This is a genomic window from Oleisolibacter albus, from assembly GCF_003336875.1.
GTDB lineage: Bacteria > Pseudomonadota > Alphaproteobacteria > Azospirillales > Azospirillaceae > Niveispirillum > Niveispirillum album.
The window spans coordinates 83,568-104,085 of the sequence record NZ_QGNJ01000012.1 but is presented as its reverse complement, the minus strand read 5'-3'; the positions used below and the strand labels follow the sequence as shown (position 1 = coordinate 104,085).

Genomic DNA, 20,518 nt, shown 5'->3' with positions numbered 1-20,518 from the left:
CGGCGGCTCAGCGGGACGGCGCCCGCGGTGTCGGGCGCCAGTCCGGCGGGGCCATCTCGAAGCTTGCGAACTCGAAGGCCGGGCTGACGGTGCAGCCCACCAGCGTCCAGCGGCCCAGGCTGACGGCGGTCTGCCAGTGGCCGGCCGGCACCACCAGCTGCGGGCGCTGCCCGGCGGCAAGGTCCGGGCCCAGATGGTGGGCGCTGGCGTCATGGCCGTTGGGGCTGACGGTCAGCACCAGCGGGGCGCCGGCATGCCAATGCCAGACCTCGTCGGCATCGCGCACCCGGTGCCAGTGGGAATATTCCCCGGCCTGCAGCAGGAAATAGATGGCGGTGGAGGCGCCACGCCCGCCATCGGGCGGAACGTGGCGGTAGGTCTCCACATAATGCCCGCCCTCCGGGTGCGGCTTCATGCCCAGCAGCGCGATGATGCGGTCGGGGGTGAGCTGATCCATTGGGGGGCGTTCCAGGTGGGTTATTCCGTCGGCGGCAGGGTCAGGCGGAAGCTCTCCCGCGCCGATGCCTGCTCGAACCAGTGGGCCAGGGCGGAACGGCCGCGGCGCCAGCTCTCGGCGCTGAAGCGGAAGTCCAGATAGGCCAGGGCCGCCAGGATGGCCAGACTGCCGATGGTGGGGGCGTCGGGGGGCGGCAGCGTCGCCACCTCCTCCTCCAGCTTGTCCAGGGCGCGGGCCACGGCCATGGCCTGACGACGGTCCCAGTCGGCGGAGCGGAGGGATTCGGGGCGGAGGCTCTCCAGCCGGCGCAGCACGCAGGCGTCGCAGATGCCGTCGCCCAGGGCCTGCTGGCGCAGGGCCATCCAGCGGGCCGGCCCTTCGGCCGGGAACAGGCGGCGGCCCGCCTGCAGACTGTCCAGATATTCGGCGATGACCGGGCTGTCGAACAGCACCAGCCCGTCGTCGGTCACCAGGGTCGGGATCTTCGACAGGGGATTGTCGCGGACGATGGGGCTGTCCGGGGCCCAGACATCGGTGGGCACCAGCTCGATGCGGCCGGCAAGGCCGGTCTCATGGGCCACCATCATGACTTTGCGGACATAGGGGCTGGTCTGGCTGTAGCGCAGCTTCATGGCGCGGAATCCGGCACGGGGAGAGGGGAGGGGTTAGCGGAACACATCCTTGCGTCGGCGGATCTCGGCGAACACGCTCACCGGGTCGGCGCCGGCCAGGCCCAGGCGTTCGGCCAGAGCGGGGTCGTCGGCGCGAAGGAAGGGGTTGGTGGTCTTCTCCTGGCCCAGGCGCGTGGGCACCGTGGGGCGGCCTGTGCTGCGCAGCCGCTCGACCTCGGCCGCGCGCTCCCGCAGGGCGGCGTTGTCCGGGTCGATGCTGAGGGCGAAACGGGCGTTGGATGCGGTGTACTCATGGCCGCAATGGACCAGCGTGGCGTCCGGCAGGGCGCGCAGGGCCAGCAGGCTGGCCCACATCTGTGCCGGCGTGCCCTCGAACAGCCGGCCGCAGCCCAGCGAGAACAGGGTGTCGCCACTGAACAGGACGTCATCGTCCGGGAACCAGAAGGCGATATGGCCGCTGGTGTGGCCGGGCACGGCCAGCACCTGCACGGGATGCCGTCCGAACAGCAGCCGGTCGCCGTCGCCGACGCCCTGGGTCAGGTCGGGGATGCGATAGCGGTCGGCCTCCGGCCCGATCACCGGCGCCCGTGTGGGCCGCCGCAGATCCTCGTTGCCGGCGATGTGGTCGGCGTGGTGGTGGGTGTTGAAGATGTGGCTGAGGCGCCAGCCCTGCCGGTCCAGCTCGGCCTGCACCGGCTCGGCCTCGCCGGGATCGACAACGCCCACCGCCCCCGTCGCCGTGTCGCGCAACAGGTAGACGTAATTGTCGGCCAGGGCCGGGACGATGCGGATGTCGAGCCGGGTCATGGGGTTGAGCGTAGTGCAAGCCGGCGGCGACGCCAAGCCTCCCCGGCCTGCATCGCCGCCACGTCTGCCCTGTGCCGACCGCCCGTATCCGGCTGTTCAGAACCAGTTGCCTGGAGTCCGTCGCCGGCGCCGCCTTCAGGGACCCCGGCGGCGTGCCGCCGGGCGCCCCGAAACGGGTATTACCAGCTCTTGCGCAGGCCGGCCTGGACGGTGCGGGTGGCGCCGTACCAGCACCAGGCGGTGGAGTAGCAGGAGCTGACATGCTCCTTGTCGAACAGGTTGTTGACGCTGAGATCCAGGCGCCAGCCCTCCAGCCCGTCGGACAGGGACTGCAGGTCATAGCGCAGGGCGGCATCGACCAGCGTGTAGGACGGAACCTTGAAGCTGTTTTCGGCATCGCCCCAGGTCTTGCCGACATAGCGGACGCCGGCTCCCAGGCCCAGGCCCTTCAGGGCCCCGTCGCGGAAGGTGTTGTAGAGCCAGAGGCTGGCCGTGTTCTCGGCCACGCCGGTCGGGGTCTTGCCTTTCAGGCCGCTGTTGTCCTTGGTGTATTCCATGTCGAGGTAGGTGTAGGCGGCATTGGCCTCCACCGTCTCGGTCAGGCCGATGCGGGCTTCCAGTTCCACGCCGCGGGACCGCGCCTCCCCGGTCTGGATCGAGAAGCCGGGATGGTCGGGATCGGTGGTGGTGATGTTGTCCCGCGTCAGGCGGAAGGCGGACAGCGTGACCAGGGTGCGCTTGTCCCGGGTCTCATACTTGACGCCGGCTTCCCACTGGTCGCCGCTGGTGGGGTCGAAGGGCTGGCCATTGAAGTCCACGCCGCCCTCCGGCTCGAAGGACTGGCTGTAGCTGATGTAGGGGGCGAAGCCGCTGTCGAAATGATACAGCAGGCCACCGCGATAGGTGGTCTTGCCCTGGTCGACCACCTGCTCGCCGGCCAGGGGCCGGCGCGCGGTCTGGGTCTGCTTGTACCAGTCGTGGCGGGCGGCCAGCAGCAGCACCCAGCGGTCCAGCTTCATCTGGTCCTGGGCGTACAGGCCGGTCTGATGGAAGTCGATATCGATGTCGTAATAGACCGGCGGCTGGGCGATGGTCTGGCCGTAGACCGGGTTGAAGATGTCGATGCTCGGCGCCGCGCCATAGCCGATCTCCATGGTCGCGTCCTGGGTCTGGTAGTCGACGCCGACCAGAGCCATATGCCGCACCGCGCCGGTGGCGAAGTCGGCCTTGGCCCGTGTATCGACGGCCACGCCCTCGGCATCCTCCACGGAGTAGATGGAGGCGCGGGACAGGGTCCGGTTGTCGGCGGCCAGGGCGCTGGCATAGACCTGCCGGTAATCCGTCTCCACATCCTGCCAGCGCAGGTTCTGCTCCACCGCGAAGATGTCGTTGAAGCGGTGCTCCACCTCATAGCCCGCCATCTTCTGGGTACGGTCATAGCGTTCGAAGCCCGGCTCGCCGTCATAGAAGCGGGTCGAAACCTTGCCCAGCGGGTTGTCCATGACCGACCCCAGTGCCGGGACGCCGCCATAGCCGTCGGACTTCGGGTCGCGCTGGAACAGGCCCAGCAGGGTCAGTGTCGTGTTCTCGCCGGCTTTCCAGGTCAGCGAGGGAGCCAGGACCATGCGCTCGTTTTCCGTGGTCACGGCCTGGCCGTCGCCGCGCCGGGCCGTGGCGACCAGCCGGTAGAGCACCTTCCCGTCGCTGTCGACCCGGCCGCCGAGGTCGGCGCTGAGGCCGAACAGGTCGCGGCTGCCGACGGTGAGATCGACGCTGTTGACTGCATGGTCGACCGGCCTCTTGCCGACCAGATCCAGCAGACCGCCGGGCGTGCTGCTGCCATAGAGCACCGAGGCCGGCCCCTTCAGGACCTCGACCCGTTCCAGCGTCGTCACGTCCGGCTGGATCAGGGCGTACCAGCCGGCATACATGCCGGACAGCCCGTTATAGAAGCTGTTGTTGATGGCGAAGCCGCGCAGGGTGAACTGGTCGTAGCGGGTGACCACGCCACCGCGCGTCTCCGGCGTGATGCCGGCGGTGTAGCGCAAGGCCTGGTTGACCGTCAGCTGGCCCAGCAGGTCGATCCGGTCCGCGTCGATCACGCTGACGGACATGGGCGTCTCGATCAGCGGCGCATCGCTCTTCACGGCCGAACTGCCCGGGAGACGCTGGCCGATGACGACCACCTCCTCGGTCTGGGAGGGGGCCGGCGACGTCGCGGTCTGGGCCAGGGCCGGTGTGCCCAGGGCCAGCAGGGCCACCGCGGCCGCCCCGCGGCGCAGGGCCGGGCGGAGTGTGCCGTGTCCGCTCATCGCCGCGCCGTGCCGCATCATCGTTCCCCTCATTTTCCCCTCGTCGACGCCGATCGGTTGGGCCGGGACAGGCTGCGCCAGTCCGGACTGAGACTAATAATGCAAATGATTTGCATTTCGAGCGCAGGCATACGGATGCGTCCCCGGTTTGTAAAGCCCTTGCTCCGGCCCGCTGTCCTTGGAGCCGTGGCCTGTGACCGACAGGCCACGTCCGTACCCGGCCACAGACCGCATATAACGAACGATCGTGCGTTTTTTCCGTTGAGGCCGGCAGTGCTTTCGCCGATGCTGGCGGCGAACGGGGATGAACCCCGCACCCGGCGCGGCCAATGCGGCGCCCAACCACTGTGTCCCGAATACTGCGTCAAGGAGGAACCATGTCGAGCAATGCCGCCGTGAACCGGCACTGGGTGCTGACCGAGCGTCCCAAGGGGGGGAATTTCGAGCAGGTGCTGAGCCTGCGCGAGGAGCCGGCGCCGCAGCCCGGTCCCGGCCAGTACCGCGTCCGCACCATCTATCTGTCGCTGGACCCCACCAACGCCGTGTGGATGCAGTATGACAGCTACCTGCCGGCGGTGCCGCTGGGCAGCACCATGCGCGGGCTGGTGCTGGGGGTGGTGGACGCCTCCAACCACGACAAGGTGAAGGTCGGCGATCTGGTCAGCGGCATGGGCGGCTGGGCCGACTATGTGGTCACCGACGGCAAATCCTTCAGCAAGGTGCCGAACATTCCCGGCCTGCCGCTGCTGGCCTATATGGGGCCGCTGGGCATGACCGGCGCCACCGCCTATTTCGGCCTGCTGGACATCGGCAAGCCAAAGGAGGGAGAGACGGTGGTGGTCTCCGCCGCGGCCGGGGCCGTCGGCTCCATGGTCGGCCAGATCGCCAAGCTGAAGGGCTGCCGCGTGGTCGGCATCGCCGGCGGGCCGGAGAAGGGCCGCTGGCTGGTGGAGGAGCTGGGCTTCGACGCCGCCGTGGACTACAAGGCGCAGGGCTGGCGCAAGGAACTGCGCGCCGCCTGCCCCGCCGGTGTGGACGTCTATTTCGAGAATGTGGGCGGCGAGATCGGCGAGGCGGTGCTGGATCTGCTCAACATCAAGGCCCGCATCGCCTTCTGCGGCGCCATCAGCCAGTACAACGCCACCGAGCCCCAGCCCGGCCCGCGCAACCTGTCGATCCTGGTGTCGCGCCGCGCCCGCATGGAGGGATTCCTGGTGCTGGATTACGCCCCGCGCCTGGGCGAGCTGTATGCCGAGATGGGTCCCTGGATCGCCGAGGGCCGCATCAAGTGGAAGGTGGATCTGGACCAGGGGCTGGAGAACACCATCACCAGCTTCAAGAAGCTGTTCACCGGCGGCAATACCGGCAAGCTGGCGCTCCAGGTGTCGGAGGAGCCGGCGCGGGGCTGATCCCACGGCATTGGTCGGGGCGGGCCGGCGGCTGCATGGCCGGCCTGCCTCCGCTTCCGTCCGCCGTCCTGTCCGGCCTATACTGCGCGCGGGTTTATCGGATGGCGGAGCATGCTGCAGAATCTGGTCGAGGCCGGGGTCGTCTTCCTGGCGGTCGCGGGCATCGCCTATCTGACCGGGCTGGCCGTCGCACATCTGCTGGAGCAGGCCGCCGCCCGCAGCCTGGGGGTGGACGGTCTGGATGACCGGCTGCGCAAGGTGGCCGGTCTGTCCCACCGGTTCGAGCAGCGGCGGGCCGCCCTGCTGCCCCGGCTGGCCCAGCTGGATGCCCAGCTGAAATCGGCCCGGCGCCGCCACTACATGGTCACGCGCCGTGTGGCCGATATGCAGGTCAGCCGCTCCAAGCTGATGCGGGTGCTGGGGGAGGAGGATGCCTTCCAGCGGCCGGAACGCCCGGCCCGCCGCTTCCTGGCCCAGGTGGTGAACCGTCACGTCCAGCGTGCCCAGTCGGAGCGCAAGGAGCACCCGACCCTGTCGCCATCCTGGGCGCGGTCGCAGCAGGTGCTGGTCTGGACCTACAGCATCGCTGAAGCCAAGGTGATGATCGAACGCGCTTTCCCGCCGGCCATGGGCTTTTTCATCATCGAGATCTCCGAGTCCGGCGATGCGGACGGGGCGGTCTCTGCACCTGCGACGGCAGCCCGGTCGGATGGTCTGTCATGATGGAGCATCTCGGCCTGTGGTTCGGTCTGCTGGGCGGTCTGGTCACGGCGGCGCAGGTGGCGGCATCGGTGTCCCAGCGCATCCGCCGCGTCCGGCACCTGCATCTGGTGCGGCGGCGCAAGCTGCAGCAGGCCGTGGCCCAGATGCGGGAGAAGGCCAAGGGCAGCCTGGATCTGCGGCGGGAAGTGCGGGGCATGGAACGGGAACTGGCCCGGCTGACCGGTGGCATCGACCAGGGCGAGGCATCGGTGGAACGGGCCCGCGCCGGCTCGGAATCCCAGCTCTATGTGGTGGATGAGCGCCGTCAGGAGGGAGACAGCTGTTTCGTGCTCACGGTGCGGCATCCCCATTTCGGCAGCCTGTCCCGCAACGCGCCGGCCGACCTGGCCGAGTCCTGGCGCCAGGGGCGCCGCTATGTGGTCTGGGCGGCGGCAGCCAAACTGGCAGAGGCCAAGACATCGGCCCGCTTTCCCGCCGATCGGGGCTACGTGGTCGGCACGCCGGAGCCGCTGCAGGGGACCGGCGACAGCCTCTAGGGGCCTTTGACGGGACCGCAAACGCCCAGGGGGACGAAAAGCCAAGCCTTGGCCGGGGGGATGACAGGCTTCCGCCGCAATCGCCCCCCTTATTAAGGGTCGGATGATCCCGCCCCCTGTTTCCGGCCAATCGCCATGCTGACCGCCAAATCTCTGCTGCTGACCGTCCTGTCCCTGCTGTCCGGCGCCTGCGCCGGCCTGTGGGATCTCACGGCCGCCGAGCTGGAGGGGACGTTGCTGATGCTGGCCGTCTCCGGCTTCATCCTGACGGCGGCGGCTCCGCGCTGGGCGCTATCGGCGGTGCTGGGGCTGGCCATCGGCGTGCTGGCCGCCAATCTGCTGGGTCCCGATCTGCCGGGCAGTCAGATGACGGGCCTGGACCGCGGACTGATCTCCGCCGCCGTGGCCGCGCTGCCGGCGGCGGCCGGTGCCGCGCTCGGCATGCTGGTGGCACGGGCCGCAGCCCGGCTGCGCTGCCGCTGAGTGCCGCCGCGTCCGAGGCCCCGCCACCCTGACCAAATGCCCCGCGACCGCACGCCGCAGGCGCGTTGACCCCCGTCGGGGGCAGGCATAGCCTGCGGGTTCAACTCTGCCACACCAAGTTGAGGGTGCTCCCATTATGCGTCTGTTTGCTGCCGCTGCCGGTCTGGCGCTCGCGCTGGTCGCCACCGCCGCCGTCGCCGAGGACGGCGATGCCGCCAAGGGCGAGAAGGTGTTCGCCCGCTGCAAGGCCTGCCACACCATCGAGAAGGGCGGCCCGAACAAGGTCGGCCCGAACCTGCACGGCCTGTTCGGCCGTCACACCGCGGCGGTGGAGGGCTTCAAGTACTCCGACGCGCTGAAGGGGGCGAACTTCGAGTGGACGCCGGACAAGCTGGACCAGTGGCTGACCAAGCCGCAGGCCTTCCTGCCCGGCAACAAGATGGCCTTCCCCGGCGTGCCCAACGCCCAGGACCGCGCCGACCTCATCGCCTATCTGCACAAGGCCTCCGAGGGCTGAGACCCGGGCAGGCGGGTAGGCCTGCCGGTCCACCGGGACCTGTGATGCACGCGATGAATATTGAAGGGCGGCCGGTCACCGGCCGCCCTTTTCCTTGCCGATGGGCCGGTCGGCCGGGGTCTCCCGTCCGGCGGGACGGCGGCATGCCAACACGATGGCGGGCGAACGGTTGCCGCTCTGCCACGGTTAACCGGCAGTTTCCGGCACCCCTGCACGCATTCTCTTTCCCCATCGTGACGGTTTGGCTACGGTTGGGTGTCACAGCACGGGCGCATCAGATGCCCGGCCCTTGGGAGGAAGCAGCACCCATGATTCGTCATCTCCTTGCCACCACGGCAGCCGCCACGATTCTGACTCTGGCGGGTGGCGCGGCCGCCGAGCCGTTCGACTTCTCCTCCGCCGTGATCTTCGGCGACAGTCTCAGCGACACCAACAATTTCGCCCGTATCCTGGGCCAGCCCGCTCCCACCGGGGCCAACGTCACCAACGGCCGCTTCAGCAACGGTCAGGTCTGGGCGGAGTATCTGGCCAGCCTGCGCGGCATCTCCGTGGACAGCCAGGCCTTCGGCGGCGCCACCGCCGTCACCCGTGCGACGCCGGTCGGGGCGCTGACCGATCTGACGCCGCAGGTGGACCGCTATCTGGCCGCCAACCCGACCCTGCCCTCGAACCGGCTGGTGGGGCTGTGGATCGGCGGGAACGACTATCTGGCCCTGCTCGGCGGGGCGACGGCCCCCAGCACCACCCAGGTGCAGACCACCATCGGCGCCGTGGCGACCACCGTCCGCACCCAGGCCGGCCGGCTCTATACGGCCGGGGCCCGCGATTTTCTTCTGGTCAACCTGCCGCCGCTGGGGCGCATTCCAGCCACCAGTGCGCAGACGGAGGCGACCAAGGCCAGTGCCGACCAGCTGTCCGACCTGCACGCCCAGGCCGTCCAGGACGTGGCCCAGGGGCTGCGCGGACAAGGGGCGACCGTCACCGTGGTCGATGTCAACCGCCTGTTCCGCGACATGGCTGCCAATACCAGCCTTTACGGCCTGACCAACACCACCGTCCCCTGCACGGTGCCAGCGGGAGCCGGCGGGACCTATGTGCCGACGGGCGCCTGCGCCACGGCGGCCGGGGCGGCCACCACCGTGTTCAACGACCCGGTGCATCCCACCACGGCGGCGCATCAGATCATCGCCCAACTGGCCGATGCCTCGCTGTCGGCCACCTATGAGGCGCCGGCGGCCATCACCACGGCCACCCAGCTGGGACTGCGCCTGTTCGACCTGGGCAGCCAGGCCGTGGCCGGCCGCATGGCGGCGGCCCGCCTCGGCGGCGGCAGCGTCACCGCGATGCAGCCCAGCGCCCAGGCCGGCCGCGACGGGCGCTACGGTCTGTTCACCTTCGGCTCCTATGTGGATGGCGACCAGGACGAGATCGAGGGCCAGTTCGGCTTCGACTATGACGGCTACAGCCTGGGGGCCGGCGTGGATTATCAGGTGGACCAGCATCTGCTGGTCGGCCTGGCCTTCAGCTACGCCAATGCCGACCTGAAGACCGATGCGCATTACGGCAAGGTCGATGCCGACAGCTATGGCATCCTGGCCTATGGTACGGCAGCGGTGGATGCGCTCTGGTTCGACGGCTGGCTGGGCTACAGCTATGGCAGCTACGATATCGGCCGTGCCACCCGCTTCCCCTATTATGCCGAGGCGGAAGGATCGACCTTCGCCAACACCTATGGTGCCGGCGCCACCGTGGGCTGGACCCCCAGCGTGGGGACTCTGTCGATCGGCCCGGTGGCCGGGCTGCGCTATGCCAATATCACCGTCGACGGCTATACCGAGGACGGGGCGAATTTCCTCAACCTGCAGGTCAAGAAGTTCGATGCCGAATCCCTGGTCGGCTCGCTGGGCGTCTCGGCGGCGGGCCGCTTCGGCGATGCCGGCATGGCCATCCTGCCGACCATCAAGATCGCCTATGAGTACGAGTTCCTGAACGATAACCGCCGCATCTTCTCGAACCTGCCGGGCAGCGGCCGCAACATGATGGAATCCGGCTCCGGTGACGAGGGAAGGCTGGTCGGCGGTCTGGGCCTGACCCTCGAGTCCGGCAGCATCGCCGCCACCCTGGGCTGGGAAGGCCAGTTCACCGGCGACCGCGACGACAACGCCTTTGTCGGCCGGGTCAAACTCCAGTTCTGATCTGCCCGGCTTCGGGCCAGACAGGGCCGCGGGATCGTTCCCGCGGCCCTTTTGCTGTCCGCCGGCTGTGTGGGACCGCCACAAGCAAAAGGGCCGCAGGGTTGCCCCTGCGGCCCGTCCTTTGGCCAGCCGCGCCCGGGTCAGTGCGCGGCGAAGGTGCGCTGGGAGGCGCGTTTGACCTCGTTCTCGAACAGCTTGGGGAAGATCTTGTAGAGCAGGGCCGCCACGGCCGGCAGCATGACGATGGCGCCGATCATGTTGGCCAGGAAGATGAAGGTCAGCAGCTTGCCCATGTCGGCCTGGAACTTCAGATCGCTGAACATCCAGGTGGCCACGGCCACGGCCAGGGTCAGGCCGGTCAGCATGACCGAGCTGCCGGTTTCCTGCAGCGTGCGGTAATAGGCATCCGCGAAGTTCAGCCCGTGCTTCAGATAGTTTTGCAGCCGGTTGAAGATGTAGAGGCCGTAATCCACGCCGATGCCGACGCCGATGGCCGCCGCCGGCAGGGTGCTGATCTTCAGGCCGATGCCCAGCACGGTCATCAGCGCATTGCACAGGATCGACACCACGATCAGCGGCAGCACCGTGGCGATGGAGCCGACCACCGAGCGGAAGGTCAGCAGGCAGAAGAAGATCACCGCGGCATAGACCAGCAGCAGCATGGGCTTTTCCGCCTTGGTCACCACCTCGTTGGTGGCGGCCATGGTGCCGACATTGCCGGTGGCCAGACGCAGCTTCACCTCGGGATTGCGCACCTGATAGGCCTTCACCGCGTTGACGACGCGCTGGATGGTCTCGGCCTTGTGGTCCTCGGTGAAAATCATGATCGGCATGACCGAGCAGTCGGCATTGAGCAGGCCGGTGGAGGTCTCGATCTTGCTCTGGGCCTGCACCAGCACCTGGCTGTCACGCGGCAGCACCCGCCAGTTCAGGTTGCCCTCGTTCCAGCCGGCATTGACCAGCCGCATGGCCGTGCCCATGGACATGGTCGAGCGCACCCCCGGCACATTGGCCATGGCCCAGGTGAAATTGTCGATCTCCTGGATCACCGGATGCAGGATGCAGCCATTGGCCGGTGTCTCGGCGATGACCTGGATGATGTCCACGCCGATGGCGAAGCGGCTGGAGATCAGCTGGGCGTCCTGGTTGTAGCGGCTGTCGGGCCACAGTTCCGGCACGCCGGCCTCGGTGTCGCCGACGATCATGTGCTCCTGGGTCTGCCAGGACCAGCCCAGCACCAGCAGGCCGGCCACCAGCATGGCGATGGCGCCGCGCGGGCGGGCGAACACCGCCATCATCTCCCACAGCCGGTCGAAACGGTCCACCTGGCCGGCCACACGCTTGCGGTAGGCATCGCCCAGCGGCAGGTAGCTCAGCACCACCGGCAGCACCCACAGATGGGTGATGATGATGATCAGCATGCCGATGGACACGGCCACCGCCAGCTCCTGGATCATCTGGATCTGGATGATGGCGATGGTGACGAAGGCCAGCGCGTCGGTCAGCAGGGCCGAGGCGCCGGGGATCAGCAGGCGTTCGAAGCTGATGCGGGCGGCGGTGAAGGCATCGGCGCCCTTGCCCATCTCCTGGGTGATGGTGCCGACATTCTGCACGCCGTGGCTGATGGCGATGGCGAAGACCAGGAAGGGCACCAGGATCGACATCGGGTCGATGCCGAAGCCCAGCAGCACCAGCAGGCCGAACTGCCAGATGACGGTGCAGAGCGACACGCCCAGCATGGTCAGCGTCATCAGCCAGCTCTTGCCATAGCCGTAGACCAGCAGGGCGGTGATGACCAGGGCGACACCGAAGAACAGCACCACGCTCTTGGCCCCGTCGGCGATATCACCGATGGCCTTGGCGAAGCCGATGATGTGGATCTGGACATGGGGGGCGTTGCCCGCCTGCTCGTGATCCTCGAACTCGGCCCGGATGGCCTCCAGCCGCTTGGCCACGTCGAGATAGTCCAGCTTGTCGCCGGTGCGGGGGTCCCGCTCCACCAGCTGGGCACTGACCAGGGCGGCGGTGAAATCCTCCGCCACCAGCCGGCCGACCTGGCCGGACTTCAGCACATTCTCGCGGACGATGGGCAGCCATTCCTCGTTGGGCTGGAACTCCGCCGGGATGACGTTGCCGCCGGCGAAGCCGTCCTCGACGATCTCAATGAAGCGGACATTGGGCGTGAACAGGCTGGTGACGCTGGCCCGGTCGACACCTGGGATGAAGAAGACGGCGTCGGTCACCTTCTTCAGCCGGGTCATGAATTCGGGCGTGTAGATGTCACCCTTGTCCACGGACAGCGCGATGAGGATGCGGTTGGCGCCGTTGAACTCGTCCCGGTACTGGGTGAAGGTCTGCATATATTCGTGCTGCAGCGGCAGGCCCTTCTCGAAGCCGGCGTCCACGCGCAGCTTCGAGGCCTGCCAGCCCATGAACAGGGTCAGCGCGGAGAAGACGACAAGGATCAGGACCCGGTTCCGGAACGTCCAGGATTCCAGCGTCTGAAGGAAGCTCTGCTGCATGATCTGGTGCATCTCGCTCAGGATCCGGGCTGGGCGGTCATGGCGCCGGCCTCGCCCAGGAAGATAACGCTGCCGTCGGCCGCCTGGATAAGGTCGGCCAGGGCCACGCGGTCGGCCCGCCGCTCGGTCTTGAAGCTGCGGCCGTCGTCGGTGCTGGTCAGCAGGAAGCCTTGGGCGCCGACCAGGATGATGCGGCCATCGGCCAGCCGGGTGCCGCCCATCAGGCCGGCGGTGGTGCCGGTGGCGATCTCGGTCCAGCTCTGGCCGGCATCCGCGCTGCGGAAGACATGGCCCTGCAGGCCGAACACCAGGAAGGTGTCCGGTCCCAGGGCCAGCGCATCGAAGAAAGACCCCTCATAGGGGGAGGCCAGGGCTGTCCAGCTGGCCCCGGCATCGGGGCTGAAGGCAATGCTGCCGAACTCGCCCACGGCCAGCCGCGTCTGCGGCGACGGTGCGATGATGGCGTTGATGTGGAAATCCTCCTCGCCGATCTTGCGTGGGGTCCAGCTGCGTCCGCCGTCGGCGGTTTCGAGATAGAGGCCATAGGCGCCGACCGCGGCGCCATGCTGGGCGTCGGCGAACAGCACATCCAGCAGCGGCTGCTCCAGCGCCGCGTCCGCATGCTGCAGCGTCCAGCTCTCGCCCCCATCGGTGGTGTGCAGGATCACCGCGTCATGCCCCACGGCCCAGCCGGTCCTGGCATCGACGAAGGACACGCCCGTCAGGGCGGAATCCACCGGCACCGGCACCTGGCGCCAGCTCGTGCCGTTGTCATCCGACAGCAGGATGTGCCCGCGCTCGCCCACGGCCACCAGCCGGTCGCCGGCCCGGGCGGCCGCCAGCAGCAGCGACTTGGCGGCCAGGGGCGCCAGCACCGCGGGATGGATGGCCATGGCGGCGTCAGCGGGCGCGGCGGCCGGCGTGCCCGTCGATTGGGCCGCGGACGGCGCGGCGGCCAGGGCGGTGAGAACGGAGGCAAGGACCAGGGGGCGAAAAATCATGGTGTTTGCAGCGCTCGGCAGGGGAAGGGTCCGTTCAAAGAAAGGGGCCGGCCGGTTGCCCGGCCGGCCCTGGGTCAGACGGGATCAGCGAACACCGGCCCGCCGCAGCGAGTCGGGCGAGAAATCGGCCGCCGTCAGGTTGGCGTCGAACCTGTAGGGCGGCTCCTGATTGTCGAAGCCCAGACCGGTGTAGCGGCCGGACTGCAGGTCGTAGAGCACGTCCAGCGTCGACCAGTAGGCCGGCACGCTGTAGTAGGAGATGCCGTGGCTCTCGCCCACCCGCCAGAGCTGGCCGCGGCCGTCATAATGATCGGCCACCAGGATCTGCCAGCTGTCCTCGTCCACATAGAAGGTGCGCTTGGCATAGACATGGCTGGTGCCCGGCTTCAGCGTCGCCTCCACCACCCAGACCCGGTGCAGCTCGTAGCGGGCCAGATCCTGGTTGATGTGGCGCGGCTTGATGATCTGGTCGTAGGTGACGTCCTTGCCGTGCAGCGTATAGGCGTTGTACGGCACATACATCTCCTTGCGGCCGACCAGCTTCCAGTCGTAGCGGTCGGGCGCGCCGGAGAACATGTCGAAATTGTCGTTGGTGCGCAGCCCGTCCGAGGCCGTGCCGGGATTGTCATAGGCCACATTGGGCGCACGGCGGACGCGGCGCTGGCCGGGATTGTAGGTCCAGGCGTTGCGCGGCTCCTTGACCTGGTTGATGGTCTCATGCACCAGCAGGATTTCACCGGCCAGACGGGCCGGGGCCACCACCTCCTGCAGGAAATACAGGGAGATGTTGCCGTCGGTGCCGCCGGGGGCGCTGTAGAGGTACTTCACGCTCTCTTCGAGCATGATCATGGTGTAGCTGCCATCGACCTGCGGATTGGCCTGGCCGACGCGGCGCACCGTGTCGGTGCCGCGGTAGCGCAGCAGATGGTTCCACACCACCTCCACACCGGTCTTCGGCAGCGGGAAGGGGATGCCTTCCTTGGCCCCCTCGACACCATTGCCGCCTTCGGCCAGCTTGGCGCGGCCGGCATTGGCGGCGGTTTCCTTGTAGATGCGATCGGGATAGCCGGCGCTGCGGTGCGTCGGATAGACATTCATCTTGTAGCTATCCGGATACTGCTTCATCAGGGCCTTCAGCCCCTCCGGCAGCTTCTCCGCATATTTGTCCATATTCTTGGCATCGATCGTGAACAGCGGCTTGTCCGCCTTGTAGGGATCGATCTCCAGCTCTCCCGCCTTCCAGCCGGCCGGCGGCGTCACCTGACCGCCGGTCCATTCCGGAATGCTGCCATCGGCGTTACCGGCCTTGATGGCGCCCATCGGGGTCAGGCTCTTGCCCAGCTCCGACGCGTCCTGTGCCATGCCCTGAACGGACATGGCCAGGGCCAGTGCGCCGCCAAGCAGTACCGCTTTCATACTCACCATGGCGTCCTCCCAGTTATCGTTCCGTGCCGCGTTGGTCGCGGCCTGTTTTAGAAGCTGTACTTGATGCTGGCCGACACGAAGTCGCGGTCGCTGATCAGGTTGCGGTTTCCACCGCCGAAGAAGGTGGAGTAGTTCAGGTCGATGGTATAGGTCTCGCGCACCACGGCGCGCAGGCCCAGGCCGATGGCCATGCGGTCCTCGACGAAGTTGCCCAGCGGCGCCGGCGTGGTGCCCTGCACATCATGCTGCCAGCTGATCGACGGGAACAGATTGACGCCGTTGAAGGCGTTGAGATAGTCGAAGCGGGCGACCATGCGGTAACCCCAGCTGAACTCGGTGCCGAACCCGTCGGTGGCCACATCCGGCATGCCGCCCCGGCCCAGGAACGCCGGGTTGCCGCCGACCACGGTGCCGGGGCCTTCCAGCCGCAGCGTCTCGCCGCCCGGCATGTCGTGGACCCAGGTGAAGCCGGCCTCGCCCAGCAGCACCACCTGATCGGCGCCGACGATGGGCGGTAAGGTCTTGGTCGCCGTCATCTGGAACTGCGAGACGTCGAACAGCTCCCAGCCCTGCAGGCGCTTGCCGAAATAGTTCTGGGCCAGGAAGGCCGTGGCCGCCGCCGCGCTGCTGGTGGGGATGAGGCCGTTGCGGCGCACGATCTGGTTGGTGTTGAACAGGGCGGCGGCACCCGCTGCCCCCTGGTTGGCGCCGGCGGTGGCGCCGGCGGTCAGCGCGGCCTGATAGCTGGCCGGGCCGCCGGCTGCGGCGATCTGGCTCTGCACCGCGCTCTGCAGGGGGGCGGGCAGGCTGGTGAACGGGGTGCCGACCAGGGTCGGGGCTGCGATCTGCAGCACCTGGTTGACGGCCGTCTGATAGGATTGCTGGGCAGCGGCGGTGCCGGCGGCCTGGCCCTGGCTGATGCTGCCCAGCACGCTGGGGGCCGCCAGCGTGGCCTGCAGCAGCTCCACATCGTCCAGCTGCAGCGGCTGGTCCTTGCGGAAGCTGTATTCACCCTGGAGTGAAATGCCGGCGATGTTGGTGTTGAAGCTGAGGCCGAACAGCTGGATGTCTTCGGGATATTCGGCGCGGTAGCCGCTGAGATCGGTGAAGCGTGAGCTGTTGCCGGGCACCAGGAACTGCTCGTAGGTGGCCAGCTGCGAACTCAGCACCGGCAGGCGCGAATGGTAATTGATGAAATAGGCGCCGAACTCGGTGTTCATCAGGTCGGGCGAGAACAGGCGGGCGGCGAAGCCGAACTGCCCCTGGTCGCTGGGCTCGTCATCCTCCAGCCGCGGGACCACGGTGCCGAACGGTGTCAGCGAGTTGCAGGGGTGGCGCAGGGTCACCGTTCCCGGCACGCCGATGCAGGTCAGCGGACCGTCCAGGGCCGGGTTGGGATAGAGCGAGCGCGGGAACACCCCCTGGGCCGAGCCGGGGACCGCGCCCTGGTTGCGGCTGTCGGTGAACAGGTAGTTGCCGAAGCCGATGAACAGATGGTCGGCGCCGGGGCTGATGGCGTCGCTGGTGCTGAAGAAGGTGCCGGCAGCCTCGGGTTCGGTCTTGTCCCACTTGAACTGGTAGAAGGCCTCGACCGAGAAATTCTCGTTGAAGCTGACATTGATGTCGGCGATGGGCACCGGCAGGAAGGCTTCCTTCAGCTCGGAGCCGGGGATGCGCAGGGCCGACACGTTGATCGGGCTGATGACATTGATGCCGTTGGCGATGAAGGTGCTTTCACCCCAGCTCAGCACCTGGTTGCCCAGGCGGACGCTGACATTGCCGCTTTCCCCCATGGCGAAATCGCCGAAGACGAAGGCATCCAGCAACTCGAAGTCGCGGCCGACACGGTCCACCGCCTCATCCGACAGGTCGAACTTGCCGGTACGGGCGAAGCTGCTGCTGTCCTTCTTGGCATTGACGGCGTCATAGAAATAGGTGGCGCGGGCGAAGGCGCCGAGATTGGCGTAGTTCAGCTTCAGCTCGTGCGTGGCGCGGGCCGCCAGCGACACCAGCCCCTTGTCATAGTTCAGATCGCCATTGTCGCCATTGATGGAATAGGCCCGGCCGCCATTGGCGACGCCGATCAGATCGGGGTCGGCGCTCTGGACCCGGAACAGGGCGCCCAGGGTCAGGGTGGTATCGAAGCTGCCGGACAGGTCGCCGCGATTGAACTGGACCGCCTGGGCCTCACCCGCCCCCACCAAGGGGGCCAGGATGGCCACGGCACTGACACCTGCAAGCATACGGGGGGAGAGGCGCCCCAACAGCGCGCACTTCCGGGCCATGCGTTCCTCCTCACTCAGGTTTTTTTGCGCCCGGATCGGATCGGTTTGCCGGCCTCGTTCCCGGGCGGGGATTGGCACTCTCCGACCAGTAAACACGGTATGTCGGCACGTCAAGGCTTCTATGCGCCCGTGCATGTGACGGCGTGCAAATCGTTTGGCGTCCCTGGCAAAAAGGACACGCTTTACCTAGACGTAACAAGGGGTTAGCGCTTGTTTGCGGGTTTTGGACCCGTAAGAAAGTTGCGTTCCCCCGGTCAGTCGGCGACAGCAACCGTCGTCCGGGCCTGCATGAACCGGGCTTCCAGCTCGCTCGGCGGCAGGGGCTTGGAAATGAAGTAGCCCTGCAACTCGTCGCAGCGGTGCAACCGCAGGAAGTCCAACTGGTCCTCGGTTTCGATTCCCTCGGCCACCACCGTCAGGCCCAACTGGCGACCCATGGCGATGATGGTGGCGGCGATGGCGGCCGTGTCCGTGTTGGTGGTGGCGTCGGCGATGAAGGAACGGTCCACCTTGAGCGTCGTGATCGGCAGGCGGCGCAGATAGGACAGCGAGGAATAACCGGTGCCGAAATCATCAATGGCGATGCGGATGCCATGGCTGCGCACCTCGGCCAGGGCATCGGCGATGCTGGCCAGATTGGACATCATGGCCGTCTCGGTGATCTCCAACTCCAGCAGATCCGGGCTGACATCGAATTCGCGGCACAGCGTCCATACCCGCTTCCCGAATTCCGTGGAGGTGATCTGGCGCACCGACACATTGACCGCCACCGGCAGCGGAGCGAAGCCACGGTCGATCCAGTCGCGGATCTGCGTCAGGGCGGCCCGCAGCACCCAATCCCCGATCGGAATGATCAGGCCCGTTTCTTCCGCAACCGGAATGAAATCGGCGGGACTGACCCAGCCCCGTTCGGGGTGCCGCCAGCGGATCAGCGCCTCGACGCCGACCACCGCCATGCTCTCCAGATCGATCTTGGGCTGGTAGTGCAGCAGGAACTGGTTCGTCTCCAGCGCCTCGCGCAGGGCGCGCTCGGTGGACAGCCGCGTCACCGCCACTTCGTTCATCTGCGGGGTGAAGAAGCGGAAGCCGTTGCCGCCCACCACCTTGGCCGTATGCATGGCGGTATCGGCATCGCGGATCAGCGCGTCGATATCGGCGGCGTCGGTCGGATACAGGCTGATGCCGATGGACCCGGTGACGAACAACTGCTGCCCGTCGATGTTGAAGGGGCGGGACATGCCGAGCAGGATGGTCTCGGCGATGCGCCCGGCCATCTGCGGGTCCGGCAGATCCTCGGCCAGGATCAGGAATTCATCTGCGCCCTGGCGTGCCACGGTGTCGGCGGCGCGGACACTGGCGGTGAGTCTTTGGGCCATGGCCCGCAGCAGCTTGTCGCCCGTCTGGTGCCCCAGACTGTCATTGATCAGCTTGAACCGGTCCAGGTCCAGCAACAGCACGGCCACGGTGGTGCCCTTGCGTTCGGCATGGGCCAGGGCATGGCGCACCCGGTCCTGGACCAGACTGCGGTTGGGCAGGCCGGTCAGCGGATCGTGGGTGCTGACATACATCAGCTGCTCCTCGAACCGCTTGCGGTCGGACACGTCCGACATGGTGCCGGTGAAGCGCAATGCCTTGCCCTGATCGTCGCGGAGGACCTGCCCGCGGGCCTCGATCCAGACCCAGCTGCCATCGCTGTGGCGCAGGCGGAACAGCGAGAGATAATCGCTGACATCACCGGCCAGATAACGCTGCATCCGGCCCATCACCGTGTCGCGATCGTCGGGATGCAGGAGACCTTCGAACAGCTTGAAGGCATGCTGCGCCTCGGCGGCGTCATAGCCTAGCATCTCGATGAATTCCGGGCTCCACCACCAGGTCCCCTTGACATAGTCGATGTCGAAGACGCCGGAGCGGGTGGCCCGCACGGCCAGCTTCAGCCGCTCTTCGCTTTCGCGCAGGGCCTGTTCGTTGCGTTTGCGGGCGGTGATGTCCTGGACCACGCAGATGGCGGTATGCCGGTCGCCCAGATGCATCTGGCTGACGCCGAAGGCCATGGCGAAAACATCGCCGGTCTTGCGCTTGCCGTGGATCTCGGCCCGGCCGTCGCGCAGGCGGCTGTCGTCCATCCGGCGCAGGCAGGCCATCAACGCCATGGCCACCCGGGTCCAGTCCCGGTCCTGGATCAGGGTCACGAAGGGCTGGCCCAGCACCTCCGCCGGCTCGTAGCCGAACAGAGTCAGGGCGGCCGCGTTCATGGTCTCGATCCGCAGCTCCTCGTCCAGGGTGATGATGCCGTCGGCCACATTGTCCATGATGCCCGACAGGCGCGCCTCGCGCTCGCGCAGGGCATCCTGGGTGCGTTCGCGCTCCACCAGCGACCGGTCGAACTGCGTCAGCAGGGCGTTGGTGGTCTTGGCCAGCAGGCCCAGCTCATCATCCTCGTGCTGCGCCGGCACCGGCAACAGCCGCTCGGCCGGCCGGGCCGGATTGATGGCGGCGATGGCTGCGCTCATGCGCAGGAACGGCTTGGTCAGGCTGGTGTAGAACATCACCACCAGGATCAGGGCCAGCGACACGGTCCAGGCGACGCCGGTGGCCAGCACCATCCCGGCGCGGCGGAAGAACTCCTCGGCGATCTGCAGCCGGTCGATGCTGACCCGCATCTCGCCCACATTCTGGTTGTGGCGCTCGATGATCAGCGGGATGGCGAAGGTCTTTTCCTGCGGCAGCAGCAGTTCCGCCAGCCAGGACAGGCGGCTGGTGGCCTGGGGGCGTTCCTTGGCCGCCAGCTGGTTGCCGAAATCCTCCAGGATGACGGCCCGGTAGACGGGGCGGTACTCGAACAGGCCGGTCAGCACGCGGTCGGCCAGGGCCTGGTCGAAGGCATAGGCGGCCTCGGCCGCCGGTTCCTGCAGGGTGGCCAGCACCTGCTGCACCAGCTGGTCGGACTTCCGTTCCATGTCCAGCAGGTCGATGGTGATCTGGGCGGTGCTCAGCACCATGCCCAGAACCAGGGTCAGCAGGGCGGTGTTGCGGGCTTGCTTGAAGGACAGGCGCTTGCGCAGGGGCACCAGCACCGGGGCCTCGGCCGCAGAGGTGGTCGTCAGCGGCGCGCCGGTCGCGTCAGCCGGGGGCAATGCGGAATTCATGGCCACCCATGCCGTCTACAGTCACAGGATATTGCCCGTTCAATGCCCGACGCCACAATCCCGCT

The 20,518-nt window shown here is 67.6% G+C and carries 15 protein-coding genes; 6 read left to right on the top strand and 9 right to left on the bottom strand.

Annotation, left to right across the window (positions count from 1 at the left end):
• Window positions 1-7: 7 nt before the first annotated feature.
• The 4 genes from DK368_RS16020 to DK368_RS16005 all read right to left on the bottom strand — a co-directional run bounded on the left by DK368_RS16020 (window position 8) and on the right by DK368_RS16005 (window position 4,229).
• A complete protein-coding gene (locus DK368_RS16020; RefSeq protein ID WP_114394977.1) occupies window positions 8-457 on the bottom strand; it encodes a cupin domain-containing protein in 450 nt (149 codons plus the stop codon).
• Between the two features lie 20 nt (window positions 458-477).
• Window positions 478-1,089, bottom strand: a complete 612-nt coding sequence (locus tag DK368_RS16015; protein ID WP_114394976.1) for a glutathione S-transferase N-terminal domain-containing protein — start codon at window positions 1,087-1,089, stop codon at window positions 478-480.
• Window positions 1,090-1,122: 33 nt separating this feature from the next.
• Window positions 1,123-1,896, bottom strand: a complete 774-nt coding sequence (gene gloB / locus DK368_RS16010) for a hydroxyacylglutathione hydrolase (RefSeq protein WP_114394975.1) — start codon at window positions 1,894-1,896, stop codon at window positions 1,123-1,125.
• 179 nt (window positions 1,897-2,075) lie between these two features.
• Complete coding sequence (locus DK368_RS16005) at window positions 2,076-4,229, bottom strand: TonB-dependent siderophore receptor (RefSeq protein ID WP_155524600.1); 2,154 nt, start codon at window positions 4,227-4,229, stop codon at window positions 2,076-2,078.
• A gap of 356 nt (window positions 4,230-4,585) precedes the next feature.
• Between DK368_RS16005 and DK368_RS16000 the strand changes: the two genes are divergently transcribed.
• The 6 genes from DK368_RS16000 to DK368_RS15975 all read left to right on the top strand — a co-directional run bounded on the left by DK368_RS16000 (window position 4,586) and on the right by DK368_RS15975 (window position 10,071).
• Window positions 4,586-5,617, top strand: coding sequence for an NADP-dependent oxidoreductase (locus DK368_RS16000; RefSeq protein ID WP_114394973.1), 1,032 nt, complete (start codon window positions 4,586-4,588; stop codon window positions 5,615-5,617).
• Between the two features lie 111 nt (window positions 5,618-5,728).
• Entirely contained in the window at window positions 5,729-6,340 is a 612-nt protein-coding gene (locus tag DK368_RS15995) for a hypothetical protein (RefSeq protein WP_114394972.1), read from the top strand.
• Complete coding sequence (locus DK368_RS15990; RefSeq protein ID WP_114394971.1) at window positions 6,337-6,876, top strand: hypothetical protein; 540 nt, start codon at window positions 6,337-6,339, stop codon at window positions 6,874-6,876. Before DK368_RS15995 ends, DK368_RS15990 begins: the two co-directional genes overlap by 4 nt.
• Window positions 6,877-7,011: 135 nt before the next feature.
• Complete coding sequence (locus DK368_RS15985; protein ID WP_114394970.1) at window positions 7,012-7,359, top strand: hypothetical protein; 348 nt, start codon at window positions 7,012-7,014, stop codon at window positions 7,357-7,359.
• Between the two features lie 136 nt (window positions 7,360-7,495).
• Complete coding sequence (locus tag DK368_RS15980) at window positions 7,496-7,876, top strand: c-type cytochrome (RefSeq protein WP_193552303.1); 381 nt, start codon at window positions 7,496-7,498, stop codon at window positions 7,874-7,876.
• A gap of 308 nt (window positions 7,877-8,184) precedes the next feature.
• Window positions 8,185-10,071 carry an autotransporter domain-containing protein gene (locus DK368_RS15975; protein WP_162306058.1) on the top strand — a complete coding sequence of 629 codons (1,887 nt, stop codon included), beginning with the start codon at window positions 8,185-8,187 and terminating at the stop codon, window positions 10,069-10,071.
• A 140-nt stretch (window positions 10,072-10,211) separates the two neighbouring features.
• On the opposite strand, the gene DK368_RS15970 is transcribed toward DK368_RS15975, so the two are convergent.
• The 5 genes from DK368_RS15970 to DK368_RS15950 all read right to left on the bottom strand — a co-directional run bounded on the left by DK368_RS15970 (window position 10,212) and on the right by DK368_RS15950 (window position 20,453).
• Window positions 10,212-12,605 carry an efflux RND transporter permease subunit gene (locus tag DK368_RS15970; RefSeq protein WP_240002531.1) on the bottom strand — a complete coding sequence of 798 codons (2,394 nt, stop codon included), beginning with the start codon at window positions 12,603-12,605 and terminating at the stop codon, window positions 10,212-10,214.
• 5 nt (window positions 12,606-12,610) lie between these two features.
• Window positions 12,611-13,594, bottom strand: a complete 984-nt coding sequence (locus DK368_RS15965) for a WD40/YVTN/BNR-like repeat-containing protein (protein WP_114394967.1) — start codon at window positions 13,592-13,594, stop codon at window positions 12,611-12,613.
• A gap of 84 nt (window positions 13,595-13,678) precedes the next feature.
• Window positions 13,679-15,019 carry a DUF1329 domain-containing protein gene (locus DK368_RS15960; protein WP_114394966.1) on the bottom strand — a complete coding sequence of 447 codons (1,341 nt, stop codon included), beginning with the start codon at window positions 15,017-15,019 and terminating at the stop codon, window positions 13,679-13,681.
• A 47-nt stretch (window positions 15,020-15,066) separates the two neighbouring features.
• Window positions 15,067-17,304, bottom strand: coding sequence for a DUF1302 domain-containing protein (locus DK368_RS15955; protein ID WP_162306057.1), 2,238 nt, complete (start codon window positions 17,302-17,304; stop codon window positions 15,067-15,069).
• 254 nt (window positions 17,305-17,558) lie between these two features.
• Window positions 17,559-20,453, bottom strand: a complete 2,895-nt coding sequence (locus DK368_RS15950) for an EAL domain-containing protein (protein ID WP_114394964.1) — start codon at window positions 20,451-20,453, stop codon at window positions 17,559-17,561.
• Window positions 20,454-20,518: the final 65 nt, after the last annotated feature.

Bases quoted from the DNA above. Each gene is read 5' to 3' on its own strand.
- DK368_RS15985 (WP_114394970.1), top strand. From the start codon at position 7,012: ATGCTGACCGCCAAATCTCTGCTGCTGACCGTCCTGTCCCTGCTGTCC.
- DK368_RS15995 (WP_114394972.1), top strand. From the start codon at position 5,729: ATGCTGCAGAATCTGGTCGAGGCCGGGGTCGTCTTCCTGGCGGTCGCG.
- DK368_RS15960 (WP_114394966.1), bottom strand. From the start codon at position 15,019: ATGGTGAGTATGAAAGCGGTACTGCTTGGCGGCGCACTGGCCCTGGCC.
- DK368_RS16020 (WP_114394977.1), bottom strand. From the start codon at position 457: ATGGATCAGCTCACCCCCGACCGCATCATCGCGCTGCTGGGCATGAAG.
- DK368_RS15980 (WP_193552303.1), top strand. From the start codon at position 7,496: ATGCGTCTGTTTGCTGCCGCTGCCGGTCTGGCGCTCGCGCTGGTCGCC.
- DK368_RS15950 (WP_114394964.1), bottom strand. From the start codon at position 20,453: ATGAATTCCGCATTGCCCCCGGCTGACGCGACCGGCGCGCCGCTGACG.
- DK368_RS15955 (WP_162306057.1), bottom strand. From the start codon at position 17,304: ATGGCCCGGAAGTGCGCGCTGTTGGGGCGCCTCTCCCCCCGTATGCTT.
- DK368_RS16000 (WP_114394973.1), top strand. From the start codon at position 4,586: ATGTCGAGCAATGCCGCCGTGAACCGGCACTGGGTGCTGACCGAGCGT.
- DK368_RS16015 (WP_114394976.1), bottom strand. From the start codon at position 1,089: ATGAAGCTGCGCTACAGCCAGACCAGCCCCTATGTCCGCAAAGTCATG.
- gloB (WP_114394975.1), bottom strand. From the start codon at position 1,896: ATGACCCGGCTCGACATCCGCATCGTCCCGGCCCTGGCCGACAATTAC.
- DK368_RS15965 (WP_114394967.1), bottom strand. From the start codon at position 13,594: ATGATTTTTCGCCCCCTGGTCCTTGCCTCCGTTCTCACCGCCCTGGCC.
- DK368_RS15990 (WP_114394971.1), top strand. From the start codon at position 6,337: ATGATGGAGCATCTCGGCCTGTGGTTCGGTCTGCTGGGCGGTCTGGTC.
- DK368_RS16005 (WP_155524600.1), bottom strand. From the start codon at position 4,229: ATGATGCGGCACGGCGCGGCGATGAGCGGACACGGCACACTCCGCCCG.
- DK368_RS15975 (WP_162306058.1), top strand. From the start codon at position 8,185: ATGATTCGTCATCTCCTTGCCACCACGGCAGCCGCCACGATTCTGACT.
- DK368_RS15970 (WP_240002531.1), bottom strand. From the start codon at position 12,605: ATGCACCAGATCATGCAGCAGAGCTTCCTTCAGACGCTGGAATCCTGG.